This window comes from Clostridium rhizosphaerae (assembly GCF_016765585.1).
Taxonomy (GTDB): Bacteria; Bacillota; Clostridia; order Clostridiales; family Clostridiaceae; genus Clostridium_AT; species Clostridium_AT rhizosphaerae.
Genome location: NZ_JAESWC010000001.1, coordinates 115,894 through 135,246, shown reverse-complemented (window position 1 = coordinate 135,246; position 19,353 = coordinate 115,894). Strand labels below are relative to the sequence as shown.

At 31.8% G+C, this 19,353-nt stretch carries 11 protein-coding genes; 9 read left to right on the top strand and 2 right to left on the bottom strand.

Annotated elements, in window-relative coordinates; genetic code table 11:
• The first annotated feature begins 42 nt into the window (after positions 1 to 42).
• From JK636_RS00640 to JK636_RS00615, 6 genes are all read left to right on the top strand, one after another.
• Positions 43 to 1,551 carry a DUF1846 domain-containing protein gene (locus tag JK636_RS00640; RefSeq protein WP_202746904.1) on the top strand — a complete coding sequence of 503 codons (1,509 nt, stop codon included), beginning with the start codon at positions 43 to 45 and terminating at the stop codon, positions 1,549 to 1,551.
• A gap of 176 nt (positions 1,552 to 1,727) precedes the next feature.
• Positions 1,728 to 3,407 carry a sensor histidine kinase gene (locus JK636_RS00635; protein WP_274601585.1) on the top strand — a complete coding sequence of 560 codons (1,680 nt, stop codon included), beginning with the start codon at positions 1,728 to 1,730 and terminating at the stop codon, positions 3,405 to 3,407.
• Positions 3,408 to 3,411: 4 nt separating this feature from the next.
• On the top strand, positions 3,412 to 4,134 hold the full coding sequence (locus JK636_RS00630; protein ID WP_202746902.1) for a LytR/AlgR family response regulator transcription factor: 723 nt from the start codon (positions 3,412 to 3,414) through the stop codon (positions 4,132 to 4,134).
• 300 nt (positions 4,135 to 4,434) lie between these two features.
• Positions 4,435 to 5,652 carry an L-lactate MFS transporter gene (locus JK636_RS00625; RefSeq protein WP_202746901.1) on the top strand — a complete coding sequence of 406 codons (1,218 nt, stop codon included), beginning with the start codon at positions 4,435 to 4,437 and terminating at the stop codon, positions 5,650 to 5,652.
• Positions 5,653 to 5,869: 217 nt separating this feature from the next.
• Positions 5,870 to 9,052 carry a DEAD/DEAH box helicase gene (locus JK636_RS00620; RefSeq protein ID WP_202746900.1) on the top strand — a complete coding sequence of 1,061 codons (3,183 nt, stop codon included), beginning with the start codon at positions 5,870 to 5,872 and terminating at the stop codon, positions 9,050 to 9,052.
• A 356-nt stretch (positions 9,053 to 9,408) separates the two neighbouring features.
• Positions 9,409 to 10,020: a hypothetical protein gene (locus JK636_RS00615; RefSeq protein WP_202746899.1), complete on the top strand. Its 612-nt coding sequence runs from the start codon at positions 9,409 to 9,411 to the stop codon at positions 10,018 to 10,020.
• 263 nt (positions 10,021 to 10,283) lie between these two features.
• Here JK636_RS00615 and JK636_RS00610 read toward each other — a convergent pair whose 3' ends face one another.
• Complete coding sequence (locus tag JK636_RS00610) at positions 10,284 to 10,970, bottom strand: zinc ribbon domain-containing protein (protein WP_202746898.1); 687 nt, start codon at positions 10,968 to 10,970, stop codon at positions 10,284 to 10,286.
• Positions 10,971 to 11,009: 39 nt separating this feature from the next.
• Positions 11,010 to 11,831 (bottom strand): TIR domain-containing protein, encoded by an 822-nt coding sequence (locus tag JK636_RS00605; RefSeq protein WP_202746897.1) that lies wholly within the window; start codon positions 11,829 to 11,831, stop codon positions 11,010 to 11,012.
• A gap of 884 nt (positions 11,832 to 12,715) precedes the next feature.
• Between JK636_RS00605 and JK636_RS00600 the strand changes: the two genes are divergently transcribed.
• The 3 genes from JK636_RS00600 to JK636_RS00590 all read left to right on the top strand — a co-directional run bounded on the left by JK636_RS00600 (position 12,716) and on the right by JK636_RS00590 (position 19,198).
• Entirely contained in the window at positions 12,716 to 14,428 is a 1,713-nt protein-coding gene (locus tag JK636_RS00600; protein ID WP_202746896.1) for an ATP-dependent nuclease, read from the top strand.
• Positions 14,429 to 14,802: 374 nt separating this feature from the next.
• Complete coding sequence (locus tag JK636_RS00595) at positions 14,803 to 16,335, top strand: RNA-directed DNA polymerase (RefSeq protein ID WP_202746895.1); 1,533 nt, start codon at positions 14,803 to 14,805, stop codon at positions 16,333 to 16,335.
• A gap of 331 nt (positions 16,336 to 16,666) precedes the next feature.
• The gene (locus JK636_RS00590; protein ID WP_207751671.1) at positions 16,667 to 19,198 is read left to right on the top strand and encodes a hypothetical protein; all 2,532 of its coding nucleotides are present in this window, start codon (positions 16,667 to 16,669) and stop codon (positions 19,196 to 19,198) included.
• The last annotated feature ends 155 nt before the right edge of the window (positions 19,199 to 19,353 follow it).

Here is a 19,353-nt window from a genome sequence, read left to right as displayed (position 1 = left end):
ATATATAAATTAATATCGCAAATAATTGAAGGAGTGGAAGCTATGAAAAAAGGATTTGATCATGAAAAATATCTAGAAGAACAGTCTAAGTTTATTTTGGAAAGAGTTAATAATTACGACAAGCTCTATATAGAGTTTGGTGGAAAGCTGCTGTTTGATCTTCATGCCAAAAGAGTTTTGCCTGGCTTTGATGAAAATGCAAAGATTAAGGTGCTGCATAGTCTAAAGGATAAGCTCGAAGTAGTTATCTGCGTATATGCCGGAGATATTGAAAGAAACAAGATAAGAGGAGACTTTGGCATTACCTATGATATGGACGTTCTAAGGCTTATAGATGATCTAAGAAGCTATGATCTTGATATAAACAGTGTTGTAATCACACGTTATGATGGGCAGCCTGCTGCAACTATGTTTATTAACAAGCTTGAAAGAAGAGGCATAAAGGTTTATAAGCATAAGGCAATTCCAGGATATCCTGCAGACGTTGATGCTATAGTAAGCGATGAGGGGTATGGAGCAAATCCATACATCGAAACAACAAAGCCAATAGTTGTAGTAACTGCACCAGGGCCAGGAAGCGGAAAACTGGCTACCTGCTTAAGTCAGCTTTATCATGAGAATAAAAGAGGGATTACTGCAGGTTACTCAAAATATGAAACTTTCCCTGTGTGGAATGTACCTTTAAAGCATCCGTTAAATACAGCTTATGAAGCTGCTACAGTAGATTTAAAGGATGTTAACATGATAGACTCCTTCCATTTTGATGCTTATAATGAAGTGTCAGTAAACTATAATCGTGATATTGAAACCTTCCCTGTTTTAAAGAGAATTATTGAGAAGATAACAGGAAAAGAATCAGTTTATAAATCTCCAACAGATATGGGAGTTAACAGAGTTGGCTTTGGAATAATTGATGATGAAGCTATTAAAGAAGCTTCAAGGCAAGAGATAATCAGAAGATACTTTAAGGTAGGCTGTGAATATAAGAAGGGTTATGTGGACAAGGAAACCTTCCAAAGAATAAAGCTTATTTTAGATGAGCTTAACTTAAAGCAGGAGGACAGAAGGGTTGTTATGCCTGCAAGAGAGCGTTCTGCAGAGTTAAAGAAAGCTTGCGGAAACAATGAAGCATGTCCAGTTGTAGCACTTGAGCTTCCTGACGGAACAATTTTAACAGGAAAGAGCTCGGAAACTATGGAGGCATCTGCGGCTGTAGTTATAAATGCCATCAAGTATCTTGCTAATATTGCAGATGATATGCATTTAATTTCTCCTGTTATACTTGAGCCTATTATAAAGTTAAAATCAAAAGATCTTGGCAGTAAAAACACTGCATTAAGTTGTGAAGAGGTGCTTATTGCGCTAAGCATATGTGCAGCAACAAATACAATGGCTGAAGCCGCTTTATCAAAACTTTCAATGCTAAAGGGCTGTCAGGCTCACTCAACAGCTATCCTTGCAAGAAGCGATGAAGAAACCTTCAGAAGAGTGGATATAGATGTTACAAGTGATCCGGAATATCCAACAAACAACCTTTACTACAGTATGTAAAATGATATGGCGTCCTATAGGGCGCCTTTTGCTTTGCAATAATTATATTCTGCATTAAATGATAACTTGCTGAAAGTAAAACCTTTTTACATTAGCTTTGAGTTGTTTGAAGCCTGAAAGGAATGTTTTTGCAGAATTAATACATAATACTTCAGTATAAGACTTATTTTTTGAAGATGCCTAAAGAAAGAAGTGGATTTACGTTGAATTATATATATACTATTTTGGTTCAATATGTCGATAGAGCTACCTTGCTTCTTATATGTTTATTTATTATTACAAGAATGAGAGTCTTTAAAGACATATTCATAAAAGAAAATTACGAAAGAAAAGATTATGTTTTTATTTGTGTAGTGTTTTCTTTATTTGCTGTACTAGCAACTTATACAGGACTAAATGTAGAAGGATCTTTAGTAAATGTAAGGACCATTACTATAGTGTCTGGAGGAATAATATTTGGGCCGATTGTAGGAATAGTAACTGGACTTATATCAGGTGTTCACAGATACCTCATAGATATAAACGGCATAACCTCAATACCCTGTCTTATAAGCAGTATAGCAGCAGGTGTTGTTTCCGGATATATAAATAAAAAGGTTAAGAGAAAATATAGGTGGATTGCAGGTATAGCAGCAGGTATGCTTAGTGAGACAATTACAATGACACTTATACTTCTATTAAGTAAGCCTCATGCCTTAGGGTATGATATAGTATCTAAAATAGCTATCCCAATGATTTTGGGACAAATCAGCGTTGGATTTATTGTTCTGCTGGTTCAAAGCGTTGAAGACGACAAAGAAAAGATAGCTGCAAAACAGGCGAAATTAGCACTGGATATTGCCAATAAGACTCTTCCATATTTTAGAGATATAAACAGCGACTCTTTAAATAAAATATGTAATATAATAAAAGAAGATATACAAGCAGATGCAGTAGCTATCACTGATACAAAGTATATATTGGCTTATGTAGGAGTTGGGGAAGAATACTATAATATTGGCCATGAAATAATTACTGATGTAACTAAAAAAGCAATAAACAGCGGAGAAATAATTATTAGAAATGAAGATCTTGGTGACAAGAGTACTAGGTTAAAATCTGCTATTGTAATACCTCTTAAAGAAAAGAATGATATTATAGGTGCTTTAAAGATATATTATTTAAAGGAGTATAAAATAACGTATTCCTTACAAACTTTAGCAATAGGACTTTCACAGATTATTTCTACTTTGATGGAAGTGTCTAAGATTGAACAAATGAAGGAAATGGCAAATAAAGCGGAAATAAAAGCTCTTCAAACTCAGATAAATCCCCATTTTTTATTTAATGCGTTAAACGCTATAACTTCATCTATTAGAATAAATCCTGATAAGGCAAGAGAACTTATAACAACCTTATCTAGTTATTTAAGATATAATTTAGAGTTAAACGGTGAGTTTATAGATATAAAGAAAGAACTAAAACAAGTTATGGATTATGTAGAAATAGAAAAAGCTAGATTTGGTAATAAGCTTAGTGTAGTTTATGATATAGATGAAGTGGAAATTAAGATTCCTAGTCTTATAATACAGCCTTTAGTAGAGAATGCCATAGTACATGGCATTTTGAACTGTAAAGGCGGGGGAACTGTAAAAATCAATGTAAAAGATGAAAAAGAAAAGGTTAAAATAGAAATAGTTGATAGCGGTATCGGCATAAGCGAAGAAATTATAGAAAGAGTTTATAATGGAAGTATGCCTGAAAACAAAATTGGAGTTTATAATGTACATTCAAGGCTTAAACTTATTTATGGAGAAGGGCTTATAATAGAAAGACTTGATAAAGGAACTAAGGTACAATTCTATATAAAGAGGTAAGGATATGAAAGCAATAATAGTTGAAGATGAAGTTTTAGCAAGGGAAGAACTTAAATATTTTATTAAAAATTACAGCAGTATAGATATTGTGGATGAGTTTGAAGATGGAATAGAAGTGCTTAAATTTATGCAGGAAAATGTAGTGGACGTTATTTTCTTAGATATTAACATACCCTTACTTGATGGAGTTCTGCTTGCAAAAAGTATTAGTAAATTTGCTAAAAAGCCGCAAATAGTATTTATAACTGCGTATAAAGAACATGCTGCGGAGGCCTTTGAAATAGAAGCTTTTGACTATATATTAAAACCTTATTCAGAAACTAGAATTATATCTATGCTTAAAAAGCTTGAAATGAGCTATGGACAGCAAAAAGAAATTCCTAAAAAAGGAAGTATTACAGATAAGATAAACTTATGGAAGAATGATAAGATAATAGTTGTGGATATGAATGATATTTATTATTGTATAGCAAAAGAAAGAGTAACTTATGTTTATACTAAAAAGGAAGAGTATTCGGTAAATCTTAGTATATCTGAGTTTTATAACAATTTGACAAAGGATAAGTTTTTTAGATGTCATAGATCTTATATAGTAAATATAACTAAAATAAAAGAAATCATTCCTTGGTTTAACAATACTTATAACTTGAAGCTTCAAGATATTGACTATGAAGTGCCAGTAAGCAGAAGCAATCTAAAGGAATTTAAACAGCTTATGAATATTTAATTGAAATTTATATCAGATGAGGTTTTGCCACATCTGATTTTTTTATTGAAAAAAATTAGAAGGCTGCATTTTTGTTATAAATTATACAAAGATTGATAATGTTCATTGTGTAATGAAGCTATGTAACTAGTTGTCGAAACTATGCATTTTATGCACTATTTTTTGCATTTCATTCAGTATTTAATCTCTTTATTTTGCTTTGATATATAATTTGAATCAGATTAGGGAAAGGTTTTCAAAAATGATAAACGTTTTAAATAAACATTATTTTAACAGAAAAAATAAAGGGAGGGCTTCACAATGAAAAACACACCAGAAAAACGATTGTTAATAGTATTAGGTACAATAATTGCCCAGATTGGTTTAGGGACAATTTATACTTGGAGTTTATTTAATCAGCCTATTGTTAATAAGTTTGGCTGGGGATTAAGCAAGGTATCCATGACATTTTCTATTACAAGCTTTGCTTTAGCATTTTCTACATTAATTGCTGGTAAGCTTCAAGACAAGCTAGGGATTAGAAAGCTTGTATCAATTTGTGGAATAATACTTGGAGTTGGTCTTTTACTAACATCTAAAGTAAATTCATTACCTATGTTATATATTACTGCTGGTGTGATTGTTGGAGCCGCAGATGGTATTGCATATATCACTATTCTTACTAATTGTATAAAGTGGTTTCCAGAGAGAAAAGGGCTTATTTCAGGTATATCAGTTGGAGCTTATGGAACAGGAAGCTTGATTTTTAAATATATAAATGCAGGATTAATAACTTCAAAAGGTGTTTCTACAGCATTTCTATATTGGGGGATTATTGTAATAGCTTTAGTTTTTACAGGTGCTCAATTACTAAAGGATGCATCAATTAAAACTGTTAAAGCTAATAATGCTTCAGAAGGGCATAACTATTCGGTGAAAGAAATGTTAAAGACTAAGCAAGCATATATGTTGTTTATAATATTCTTTACAGCATGCATGAGCGGTCTTTATCTAATAGGAATTGTAAAAGATATAGGTGTCAGCTTAGCTGGTCTCACCCCTGCTGTAGCTGCAAATGCAGTTGCAATGGTAGCAATATTTAATACTGCTGGAAGAATAATTTTAGGAGCACTGTCAGATAAAATAGGCAGACTAAAAGTAATAGCATTTACCTTTACACTTACTGCAATCAGCGTATTTGTATTAAGTTTTGCACATTTGAATTTTGGAATTTTCTTTGCTTGTGTTGCTGGGATAGCCTTTTGCTTTGGAGGAAACATCACGATATTCCCTCCTATAGTAGGTGAATTTTTCGGTTTGAAAAACCAAACTAAAAACTACGGAATTATTTATCAAGGTTTTGGAATAGGTGCTCTTTCAGGATCATTTATATCTGCCGCTGCAGGTGGTTTCAAGCCTACCTTCATGGTTATAGGAATATTATGCCTAGTTTCAATTATAATAATTGCAGCTATAAAGGCTCCGGTAACTATAAAACAAACTAGAATAGGTTCAAAAGCTGTTATAAAAGCTGCTTAGAAAAAAAGTATTAGCTGTATAAAGGCAACTTGTAAACAAATTTGATTATAATATAAGCCTCCTTGGGTAGTATAACTGCCTTGGGAGGTTTTTTGTCTTAATACGGAGTATATAAATAATGAATTAAAGTTCCTTTAACTTTTATATAAATACTTTAGCAGGATTTCCACATCCTAATACAGAATATACCATGTATCAAACAACCGAGGTGAATTCCATGCTAAAAGAAGGAGTTTATGAGCAGATCATAAATAGAGAATTAAAACAAAAGCTTAAACAATTAAGTTTAGATAAATATCTTATAGAAAAAGAAGAGCTTGATGTAGAAGAGGCAAAGACAATACTCTCTGCCTACATATCCTCAGTAGTTAAAAAGGCACTCCGATTTATAAGAGAAAACAGCAAGCAAAATGATAAGGAAGCACTGCTTTCACAGATAGAAGCCTGCAACGAACTTATAAAAATGTTAGCGAATATTGCCCGGGAAAGGAATATTGAGGACTTTAAGATCGAAGAAGAGGGAGAAGTGATGACAGCTCTGTATTCTAAGATAAACATCATAAAGGCTGTGAAGGAAAGCAAGTCTGTAAGACCTGTAACTCCTCTTTATCAAAGCTCGTTATTTACAGGCTCTGTTCAGGAACCTAACATGATGAGTGAGCTTAAGAAGGAGATTTTATGCTGTGATTCTATAGATATGCTTGTGTCCTTTGTAAAGTGGAGCGGTCTTAGGTGTATTATTGAGGAGCTTAAGGAGTTTACAGAGCAGGAGGGGCATAGGCTTAGAATAATAACTACATCATACATGGGAGCAACGGATTATAAAGCCATAGAGGAATTAAGTAGGCTAAAGAACACAGAAATAAAGATTTCCTATGATACGGAGAGAACAAGACTCCATGCAAAGGCCTATCTTTTCAAAAGAGAAACTGGCTTTACTACGGCCTATATTGGTTCCTCCAATTTATCAAGTGCTGCCATAACCTCAGGACTTGAGTGGAACCTTAAAGTAACGGAGAAAGATTCCTTTGATATTATTAAGAAGTTTGAAGCAACCTTTGAAAGCTATTGGAATGATGGTGAGTTTATAGTATTTAACGGAGAGGCTCAGGAGGATAAAGAAAGGCTTAAAACCTCACTTAATAAGGAAAGCAGAACAGATGGTGAGGGTGAATCTATATTTAACTTTGATATAAAGCCTTATTTTTATCAGAAGGAAATACTTGAGAAACTTAAGGCTGAGAGAGTTTTATTTAACAGGCATAAAAACCTTTTGATTGCTGCAACTGGAGTAGGAAAAACAGTTATTGCTGCCTTTGATTATAAGGATTTTGTTCGTGAACATAAAAGAGATAAGAACAGGCTGCTTTTTATTGCTCATAGAGAAGAAATACTTAAGCAAAGCAGGGATACCTTTAGAGCTATTTTAAAGGACAGCAATTTTGGAGATTTGTATGTTGGAGGAAGTGTACCTTCTTCCTTAGACCATTTATTTATGAGCATACAAAGCTTTAACTCTGCTAAGCTTTATGAAAAGACTACAGCGGATTTTTATGATTTTATAATAGTTGACGAATTTCATCATGCTGAAGCTCCATCTTATCAGAGGCTTTTAGATTACTATAATCCTAAAATACTATTAGGATTAACTGCTACCCCTGAAAGAATGGACGGCAAAAATGTATTAGAGCGCTTTGATGATAGGATTGCAGCAGAGATGAGACTTCCTGAAGCTATAGACAGAAAGCTTTTAAGCTCCTTTCAATATTTTGCTGTGTCTGATTTAGTTGATTTATCAAAGCTTAAATGGACTAGAGGAGGCTATGACAAACAGGAGCTTGAGAAGGTTTATACAAGCAATGATATTAGAGTAAATCAAATTATAACTAGCCTTCAAAAGTATGTAACGGATATGAATGAGATTGTTGGACTAGGCTTTTGCGTTGGTGTTGAACATGCTAAATACATGGCTGACAGGTTTAATAAAAATAGCATAGCATCAATTGCTTTAACTGGTGAGAGCAGCGATGAAGAAAGAAGCAGCGCTAAGAAAAGGCTTGTAAGCGGAGAAATAAAATTCATATTTACAGTTGACCTTTATAATGAAGGTGTAGATATACCTGAAATAAACACTGTGCTGTTTTTAAGACCTACAGAAAGCTTAACCATATTCCTTCAGCAGCTTGGAAGAGGTCTAAGACTTAGCGAAGGAAAAGAATGCCTAACAGTTTTGGACTTTGTTGGTCAGGCTCACAAAAACTATGATTTTGAACAGAAGTTTAAAGCCTTGATAGGCAAATCAAAGCATTCAGTAGAATACAGCATTAACAATGGATTTTTAAACCTTCCAAAGGGCTGCTATATACATTTAGAAAAGCAGGCTAAGGAATACATACTTAGAAACATAAAGGATGCAAGGCTTACAAAGGCTGCTTTAATAAGCAAGATTAAATATTTTGAAGCTGATACAGGACATAAGCTTATCTTGGCTAACTTCATGGAACACTATGGCTATAGCTTAATTGATGTATATGGCAAGAATGGAGACAGAAGCTTTAGCAGAATGAAAGTTGAAGCCGGTATTATGGAGAGCTTTGATAATAAAGATGAGGAAGTAATAAATAAGAGATTTAAGAATTTGTTTCATATAAATTCTAGAGAACTTATTGAATTTGCAACTAGGGTGCTGGCTTTAGGTGAGGATATTAAAGCACAGGTGTTTAGTACAGAAGAGAAGCTTATGCTTGGAATGCTATATTATAGCTTTTATTTAGAGGCGCCAGAAAAGCAAGGATTCGCTACTTTTGAAGAATGCTTAAGTGAGCTTTGTGTAAATAACAAGGAGCTTATGAAAGAGGCTTTAGAGATACTTCAATATAACTATCTGCACATTGATTTTGTTGATAAGCAGGTGGATTTAGGATTTCAGTGTCCGCTGGATTTGCACTGCAGTTATAGTGTGGATCAAATTATGGCTGCCTTCGGCTATTTTGAAGAAAGCAAGAAGCCGGCCTTTAGAGAGGGAGTTAAGTATTTTAATGAGAAGAAGCTTGATGCTTTCTTTGTAACTTTGAATAAAAGTGAGAAGGAATATTCGCCATCAACCCTCTACGAGGATTATGCAATAAATGAAAGGCTGTTTCACTGGCAGAGTCAGAGTAGGACTTCAGTAGACAGTGAGACTGGACAGAGGTATATTAACCATTTGAGAACTGGCAATAGGATAGTTCTGTTTGTTAGGGAGAATAAGAAACAGGATGGTGTGACTTCGCCTTATGTTTATTTGGGTGAGGTGGAGTATGTGAAGCATGAGGGGGATATGCCGATTAGTTTTGTTTGGGAGATGAAAGAGGAGATGCCGGCTGGGATGATGAGGGTGGCGAATAAAAGTATTGTATAATATGTTGGAGAAAGTATATAAAAAGCAGTTACAGAGGCTTGATGACTATTCAATGGCTAATAACCAGTGTAAATTCGGCCTGAAATTATAAAAGCGATAGAAAAACTACTATTTAAGTAAATCATATTTTTGTTTGAATCTATTTGCAAATATTAAATATCCAGGTTACAGAGGAAATATTGGGTATTTATAGAGTAGAAAAATAAGATAAGTGAAATAAAAGGTTCAAATAATGTCTATAATGTGGAGTTAGTATCATAATATCATGCTGAACGAAGTGCAAGTAGACCCATGGTTATGTGAAATAATGAAAAAGTTAAATAGATATCGGTTTGAAGTAGAAAGGGGAAATATACATGTGGGCGTTAGGAAGTTATGAAAGATTGGTTTATGAAATTAAAAGAAGAGAGAATCCCGACTTACCTGTTACTTTTGGGTTACTAATTGCAGATTTTGACCAACGAAAGTGCAAAGAGTATATATTAAATTATATTGATGTTTTTAACTATAAATCTGGCGAATATATAAATTTTTATTTACCAGGTTATATGGAAGAGGGGATGTATGAGAGCAAAAAGAAAATAACTATTAAAGGCAAAGATTATTACTTTAAACGTGAGATCTTTCTTGAATTTTTGATGAAACTGGAACAGGATTTCGATATTGATTTTCCATATAATCCAGTTCTAATACTACTTGAGTATGATAGAGGGCATTTCAAAATGTCAAAGAGAATAGTTATTGAACTAGATGCTAATGGAGCACAAATTGAAAGAACAGGTGATTTTTTTGAACAAATATTCAGTATAGCTAGAAGAGTAGTTTCTTTAGAAGATGTGTCTGAAGCATTAGTGGCAAAACAATTGAAAGGTGGGTTACTGGATACAATTTTTGGAATGGTTGATAATAGTTATCTATCCGCAATTTATAATAAGCATGGAGAGTGCAAGAAGTATAAGCTGAAATAAGTGGATTAATCTAAATTGTAGCTTTCATTGATTACTTAACATATTAATACATCTCCGTCCGATATGATCAGCTCTCACTGGGTGTAAACTACATTTTCGAAGAGGGACAGCTCAGAGGAGACGGAGATACAATGATATTAGGCGAATAATGAAAAGATAAGATAATCATAATTTAGTGATTGACCTATATTAGCTTATCTAAATTATCAAATCTATTTAAAAAAACGAAAAGGGTATATATCCTTCTGAAAGCAAAAAAATTTCTATTTTATATCTTTACCAGAAAAGTCAGTATGGTCAAAGGTAAACTTGTGGTCATGGTTCTTTTCACAATACCCAATTATCTTACCAGTGATGTTATCTTTATACAGTTTTATCTTTCCACCACATTTTGGCTTAGGGCATACTCCACTAAGATCTAATAAAGATGCTGTACCGTCATTATTGCACTTTAGTTTCAAGTTTATTAAATTATGAGGTTTAATCCAAATAAAGCCTTTTGTAAGTAACTCTTTATATAAAATGTGTATCAAAAGACTAATCAAAAGAACAATAACAGAAACTGCAGTAATTATAAAAGAGTTATTATTTCCAAGCATTGTTGAACTATTATTTAGAATTCCTAAAGTTGAATCTACAAGTCCTAGAGCCGTTCCGATTGCACCTGCTGACATTGACACAATCTTTAAATATCTTACCTTATTAAGACTAAAAGGCTTTCCTTTTTTTGTGTAACTATATTCAAGCTGTTTTGCTTGTTCAGTTGAATTAATAGTAGCATATAAATTACCAACTTTTATATTTCCTTTACCACTACTAACAATACTTACACTACCTTCACCAGTAATAATTGTATTATTAGTTTCATTAAATGCTGAAAGCTTCTTACCACAACTAGAGCAGAACTTATCAACAGTTTTTATACTATTGCCACAGCCTGTACAAAACATATATTTCCTCCAAATATTATCTGAAATTTGTTTATAGCTTCATTTATACCTGCTTCTTTCATCTTTTACTAATAATCTAACGTTTTGCTTTCCTAATCTTCCTAAAAAAAATCCGATTTCTAGGATAACGTTTTTCCTTGCTCTGATACTTCCATCCTCTAGCTTATCATCAGGACTTAGCAAAGCAATAGCATATGTAGCGCCATAAGTCTCTTCAATAAGTTTGTCTATTATATTTCTACCTTTATCTGCACATTCATGGAGAACTACATCAGTTACTTTAGCTCTGCTTAATAGCAACTGAACATTTGTTTTCATTTCACTATCATGTCCATGTATAATAAACACTTTATCAACTTTATCCATACCTACTTCTTTCCTTTCTAATGGATCATTTACATGAATATCTTCGTTTGGCACTTTTCTAACCTCATAGTGGCCGGAAAAGTAATTTTCAGTATTTTTGTAAAGTAATGCTTCTGCAAAGATTGAAATACCTGGTTCAAATAGTTCATCAATGTTTGTGTAAAAAACTTCATTATTGCTCATAGTAATAATATTGCTTCTACCTGATGGTGCTAGCCTACAAGTTTTAACTTCTCCCTTAAATATTTTAGGTGTATTGGCAGGCTTTCTTCTATCATAAATTTTATAATAACCATCATGGTCAACTATCTCATAATCGTCAAATCTTAAATAATTGTTCAAAAAATTTACTATATCAAGTAAATTATATTCTGAATCAAAATATTCATGTGGATCCAAAAGACTGGTTATTAGCTCCTCAATCTCTGGTGTTTTGGTAATTAGATTAATTTTTTTGTTCAGTAAATCTTGTTCTTGATGGTAAACATGCTTCAAATTGTCCCCATAATCCCAAGTTTGCAAAAAATTTTACCAAGTTTGATCCGCTTCTATAAATTGATTTTTTATTGTCCCTGTAATTGTATTAACTAAAATATCGATTGTTTTTTGTGAAATAAACATAGTATCCCCCAATTCGCCAGGCTTTTACTTTATGATTAAATTATACCACAAAACTTACTATCTTCTCCATAACTAGTAGAATGGTTTGGCAAAGGTTACTGACATTAGAGAATAGTTTCAATATAACATCATATTCGCGAATATATTACATTTGATTGTATTTATAGATGAAGTCTATTTTTTACTAAGAAAAGTAAAGTTATAGGAGGACGCAGAGGAAGGAAAGAGATTAATACATACAATTATGGTTGATTTCAGCCATTTTGAGGAAAGAAAGAGGCCATTGTTTAGCGAAGGAGTATTGACCTTCAACCCTCTACGAGGATTATGCGATAAATGGAAGGTTATTTCTTTGGCAGAGTCAGAGCAGAACCAGTGTGGAGAGCGAGGCCGGGATGATGACAGTGGTCAATAAAAGTATAGTGCAATGAATTGGAAAAAGAGTATAACAATTAGGCTCAGAGTGTTGTTGAATATTCAATAATCTATAATCAGCATGTTTTTTGCTGGTATTATAAAAGTCATATAAAAGAGTTACTATCTATACAAATAGTAGCTCTTTTTATGAGTTAATTTTTAAATATAAATTGTCCATATTTTGAAGGAAATGCAAGATATTTGTAGAATAATGAAATAAGAAAATTGACTTTGAAGGTTCAGACAGTTTTCAAAATAGGAAGTTGAAAGGTTGTAGATGAATGAAATAATTCATCAAAATCATAAAATATTGAAAATATTGTTGTAGGTGGGTGTTAGGTATGTTAGAAAGTATACTGCTTGAAAACTATCGGTGTTTTGAAAAATCGAAAATGTCAGTGAGAGACTTGACTATTATTGTCGGAAAAAATAATGCAGGTAAATCTTCTATTATAGAATCTCTGAGAATGATAGCAATGGCTACTAAAAAATGTACAAAAACTTCATATATTAGCGCTCCAAAGTCATTGGGATTACCACAAAATATTAAAGGGTTTCGATTGCCAGTTGAGAAATTAAAAATTGATTTAAGAGGAGTGATTTATTATTATAAGTCTGATATAGCTAAAGTTACGGCATGTTTTAAAAGTGGTGTTACAATAATTGTCTATATCAATAAGGAAATAGCCTTTGCGACTATATATGATAAAAGTAGAAATTTAGTTTCCTCAAAGGCAAAAGCGATATCACTTAATATTAGCACAATAAGTATCTTACCACAAATTGGTCTTATAAAAGAGAATGAGAAAAAGTTAAGTGAAGGCACAATTATAGATGATATGGATACATACCTGACTTCAAGGCATTTTAGAAACGAAATGTTATTATATAAAAAAGAATTGTATAATAAATTCAAAAGACTCGCTGAAGAAACATGGCCAGGTCTAAGAGTGAGAGAGCTAGATTATAATTACAGTCACAGTGAATATATTAATTTTCTTATTGAAGATGAAAGGTTTCCAGCCGAAATTGGATTAATGGGAAGCGGGATTCAAATGTGGCTGCAAATTATATGGTTTATTTGTAGGTCAGGTGGAAGTGAAACAATAATTCTTGATGAGCCTGATGTTTATATGCATCCAGACCTTCAGCTAAAAATACTTAAGCTCGTAAGATCCCAATTTAAGCAGGTAGTTATTGCTACCCATTCTATAGAAATAATATCTAATGTTTCACCACGCAATATACTTACGATTGACAAACACGATAGACAAATGAGGTATGCAAATCATCTTGCAGCTGTTCAAAATATTGTGGATGATATTGGTAGCGTATATAATTTATCATTAGTTAGATTAAATGGCTCAAATAAATGTTTTTTTGTTGAAGGCGAAGATGTGAAAATACTACAGCAGTTTTATAATGTACTTTACCCTAAGAATACATATTCCTTAGATGCTATACCCTCATTGCCTCTCGGAGGATTTAAGAGAATAAACGAAGCTTTTGGGGCAGCAAAGTTGTTATTTGAGAATTCAAGTGGCCATTATAAATGTTTTGCAATATTAGACCGAGATTATTATTCTGAATCACAAATAGAAGTACAACGAAATAAGTCAATAGATAATCATCTTTCACTCCATGTTTGGAGTAAAAAGGAATTAGAAAACTATATTATAATACCTGCAGTTTTATTCAGAATAACTAAACAAAGTAGTGAAATGTTTCAAGAGTTTATAGAAAAGTATGAGGGGCTTATTGACACTTTTAAAAATGATGTCATTGATTGCTTTACTACTAAAATTCAGGAAGAAGAAAAAAAACTTACTGCTGGGACCGCAGCTGCAAAGGCAAGAGAATATGTTAATTTAAGATGGACGAATTTAGATAGAAAGCTTGCTATTGTACCTGGGAAAGAACTATTAAGGGCAACAAATAATTGGATGAGGGAAAATTATAAGAAAAGTTGCTCCATGAAAAGTATATTTAATGCCATGGAGGCAGGGGATGTTGATAGGGAAATTGTTGAAGTGCTTACAAAGTTAATAAATTAGAACTAAACTCTACGTTCGTATCAATTATAGATTTAGTTCATAGTATTAAAGAGATAAATTTTGTTCATATAAGACGAATATAGCAATATGTTTAAACGATAAAAAATAGTTATAGGTAATAATTTGATTATAAATATCGATTAAAATGATAGTCGTAAGCTACTAATCAAGCTGTTTTTAATTTTATAAGCATATTTTTTATATAGCGAGGTCAACCATATTATTCTGGGGAAAGAAAGGTAGTAATATCCCATCGGGTTAATAATTAGTATTATAATATGGCTACAGACTTAAAAACATAAAAGAAAAGCACCTTAAATAGGGTTACCTATTAAGAACAATAGAAAATGTATACGGAGGAATAAAAGTATAAAATGATTAGAAATTATACAACGATAGAAAAAGAAATAGCTGAAACAGGGTTCTTTTCTGAATATTTGCCACCCTGTTTTAAACTAGATCCAAAAGTATTTTTAAGAGTTCCATCTGAGAGTTGTGAATTAATTGAACCATATTGTTTTACAATGAGTAGATACAACAATAACGATGCTAGGCGTAATATTTTTATTCCTGAAATAGGAGCGTATACTGTAGTTCGAAATTACATTAGGCAAGAGCAGATTGTAAAAGATCTAGTTGAGTTCACTGAAAACAATGATGCATCATTTTCCCCTATTCTAGGTAAAAATGATAGCATTGTGAGGCATGAACAATCATACGGTGGAACAACGGGCCAAGTAATGGAACTTTCCAAGTTAGAGGAAATTTCTTCAGATTACATTGAAAATATATCTAAAAAAATCATTAAAGCAACAGGGTCTAAGAAAGTATTAAAATTGGATATATCAAATTGTTTTTCCAGCTTCTATATGCATATGATTCCGGCAATTTTGTTAGGTGTGAAAGAAGCAGAGTGTAACTACAATAAATTTTTAAAGGATCCTAATGACCAGTCTATTAATAGTATTTATCGAAAATATCGAAAGTTGGATGAAGTTCTTAGACGGCAAAATTTGAATAGAACCAATGGGTTGCTTCCTGGTCCGTTGATATCTAAAATGATTGTCGAAGGAATTCTTACACGTATTGATAAAGAACTAAGTAAAGAGGGAATTAAGTTTTCTCGGTATGTTGATGATTATGAAGTTTATCTTTTTGATAATGACGATAAGACTGTAATAAGCATTTTTACAAGGGTGCTTAAATTATATGGATTTTCTCTTAATAATGAAAAGACAGAAATAATTGAGTTCCCTTATTATGTAGCAGAAAATTTAGAAAAGATTTTTAAGGGGCTCATGAAAGAAAATTTGGATACTTCAGATTTAATGAAGCTGTTTAATACATATTTTCTCTTGGAAAGAAACGGCACTAAGGGATCAATACGATATTTGCTCAAAACATTAGAGCAAAGTCACATAGAATCAACCAATACATCTCTATATAAAGCTTATTTGTTAACAATTATCGAAAACAATGAACGTTCTTTGACAAAGGCATGTTCATTGCTTATTAAAAACAAAGAAAGTCTGACTTTAGATGAAAAAGATGTTGATATTATAAAGCAAATGTTAAATAGACATATAAGTTTTGAGCACGATTTAGAAGTACTGTGGTTGTTATATTTGTTAATCGAAACAGGCAATATTAAAACTGATGAATCACTGGTGCATGAAATCGTAGAAAGTAAAAACGAATTAGCTAAAATTATTCTTATGAGAAAAGGTTTGTTGGGTCAGGAAGAAATAACCCTAGTAAGCAGTAATGCTCTTTCTTGGATTCTCATTTATGAACTTTATGTTTCAGGCTATATAACTGAGGATATACTTATATCAAAACTTAATCTGAATAAAAATTTGCACATGTATCAATATCTTAAACAAAATAATGTGCATTTTTGTGAATGAAAAGTTTCTACAGTTATGATGTTGTATAAGGTAATAAAGGCAGTTTTTAAATTGTATGAACTATTAATTATCCATATGATATCATGAGATAAAAAAATACTGAATAAGTTTATGAACATAACTTTATCGAATATTAAAATGAGATATCGTACTAATAAAGATTAAACAAGAAAATAGATAAAATAGAAATGAAAAGCAAGGTTTCACTTAATAGAAATTATTTGTATTAGTAAAGGAAATATGCTGAAAATAAACATGGTTTATTCATAATAAAGCATCTACTCTCAATAATATATTATTAAAGAGTAATATTTTATAAAGAGGTAGAAATTTGAATAATCAAGCCAATCCAATCGCTCCCCAAAAGTTAATTGAAAAAATTAATAGGCTCTTTGATGATATTAAAAATTCTAAAATTGAAAAAGAAGTTGAGGATGTCTATAAAGGAGCATTAGAAAGCTATTTCACAGATAATTCTATTAGATATGATTATGGATGTGATGGATATCTAGTTAGTAATATAGTCTATAATAATAAAACTAAGGTATTAAGGCTAATCATGGAGTTTAAGCATGATGAAGACTTTAGTTCAAAGATTAATCAGGCAAAAGTATTAATTCAAGTTTTATATTATCTAAAAAGTTTTTCCCTAAAAAGCAATGAGTTCCCTGAAGTCATTTTGGTTGGAGATAAAGATGAGTGTTTTGTTTTATCCTCGAAGCAGTTGATGCCATATTTAGATGAAAAAATAGACTGGTCTATAGCACCATCCACAGCTCGTTTCAAGAATAGCCTACTCTTAAATAAGATAGCAGCAGATAATACAATAATTCCTCACGTTTTTCAAATTGATAAAAATTTTAAATTTACTGATGTTATAGACGATATTCAAGCTATAGCCATGAATATGAAAATACAAATTAAGCTTACAGAGCAAAATATTTCCTCAATATATGATTATTTCATCATTAAAATTATAAAAGATCCAAATAAATATACAGTTAGTGATTTGGTTTTTATATTTATTAATTTAATATTAGATCCTATAGATAATTATATTCATCCTAAAAGAAAGAATACTTTAGTACTTTCGAACAATGATCACATATATATTAATGGAGATGCATACGAATCTTTTGTTGATTATTACTCTTTAGATTACAGTCCTAAAGAAAAAGAAAGGCTAACATCTATTTCAGATAGGTTATATGAAGATACTCAGAGGAGATTTAGAGGAGAATTTTATACACCTACAGTTTGGGCTGATGAAGCAAATAAAATGATATCTGAAATTTATGGACAAGACTGGAGAGAAAAATATGTGGTTTGGGATTGCGCATGGGGTACTGGGAATCTAACAAGAGATTATTATTTTAAAGAATTGTATTGCTCTACCATTTTTAAAGGAGATTTAGTTGTAGGAAGCAAATATAATACTAATGCTACAAAGTTTCAATATGATTTCCTTAATGATGATATTGATATCTTAAAGGGAGCAGAATTACTAGAAAGTATGTGTAAAATGCCTAGGAAGCTACTTGAAAGTTTGAAGGCGGATAAACCTTTTCTATTTTTTATTAATCCTCCTTTTGCCACTGCAGGAAATGCTAAAGCAAAAGATGCAAAAAGCAAAAACGGTACAGCTAATACTGAGATAAATAAATTGATGAAGAAATATAATGTTGGGAAATCAGCTCAACAGCTTTACGCCCAATTTCTATATAAAATTCTTCTATTGAAAAGAAGAGATAACCTATCTAATGTTAAAGTTGCAGTCTTTTCAAATCCTTTATTTTTAAGTGGTCCTTCATTTGAGGGATTTAGAAAGCATTTCTTTGAAGACTTTAAATTTGTTAAGGGAATGCTGTTAAAGGCCGGAAACTTTTATGATGTTTCAAATGACTGGGCTATAAGTTTCAGTTTATGGGATACCGGTACAAATACTGATATTAGTACTTTTAATTATGATATCAAGGATATTACAAACGAAAATAGTATAGTAACTATAGGTAAAAAACAAATTTATAACTTGGATGGACTAAGAAGTGCAGCAGATTGGATAAGTATTAAGGAACTGCCTAAGACAAAAGAGATAATTACACTTAAGTCACCAGTTAATCCCGACAAGGAGATTGTAAAAACTGATCAGGAGGCACTAGCTTATTTCATTAACGACAGTAATAACATATATGCAAATACTCAAGGGGTTTATTTAATGTCTAGTAAAATAACTAGGCATATTAGGACGATACCAATCTATAAAGAAAATATAATGCAGTGTTTGTCGCTTTTTTCAGCTAGGAAGGTTATAAAGAGTAACTGGATAAATCAAAAGGATGAATATCAGGAGCCCAATGTTAACCATGTAAAATATAAGGAGTGGGAAAAGGATAGTATTGTTTATTCATTATTTAATGTATCATCGTATCAAAGTTCATTAAGAAAAATTAAGTCATCGGGTAGAGATTTCAATATCTTCAATGAGTTATTTTTTATGTCAAATGACGAAATAAAGACTTTAGCTGATAAGTACAATAATTATCCGTTATATATGGATGCTAAAAATTATTCAAATGAAAGATATCTTTACTTATTGCTTAAAAATATCCATTTATCAAAAGAAAGTAGAGATGTGCTAGAAAAAGCTAAGGAGCTAATTATAAAGAGTATCGAGTATAGAGAGCCATTTGATAATGAATTTCCTCAATATCAAATAAACAGTTGGGATGCAGGCTGGTATCAAATAAAACAATTGCTAAATAAATATATGAAGACTGAATTAGAAGAGTTTGAGGGGTTTTATCTCCAGCTCGAAAACAAAATGAGAAATCTTATATATGACATAGGATTTTTAAAAAGTTAGCAAACTCATCGCTCCACTCCTCGCAAACGGGTCAGAACCCACCTGATTTTTATCTTGCATAACTTTAAATCCAAGAGCATTTTTCAATATAGTAAATAATATAGCAAAGTAAAAAAACAATATAATAGTATTAAAAACTTCATAATAGAAGGAGC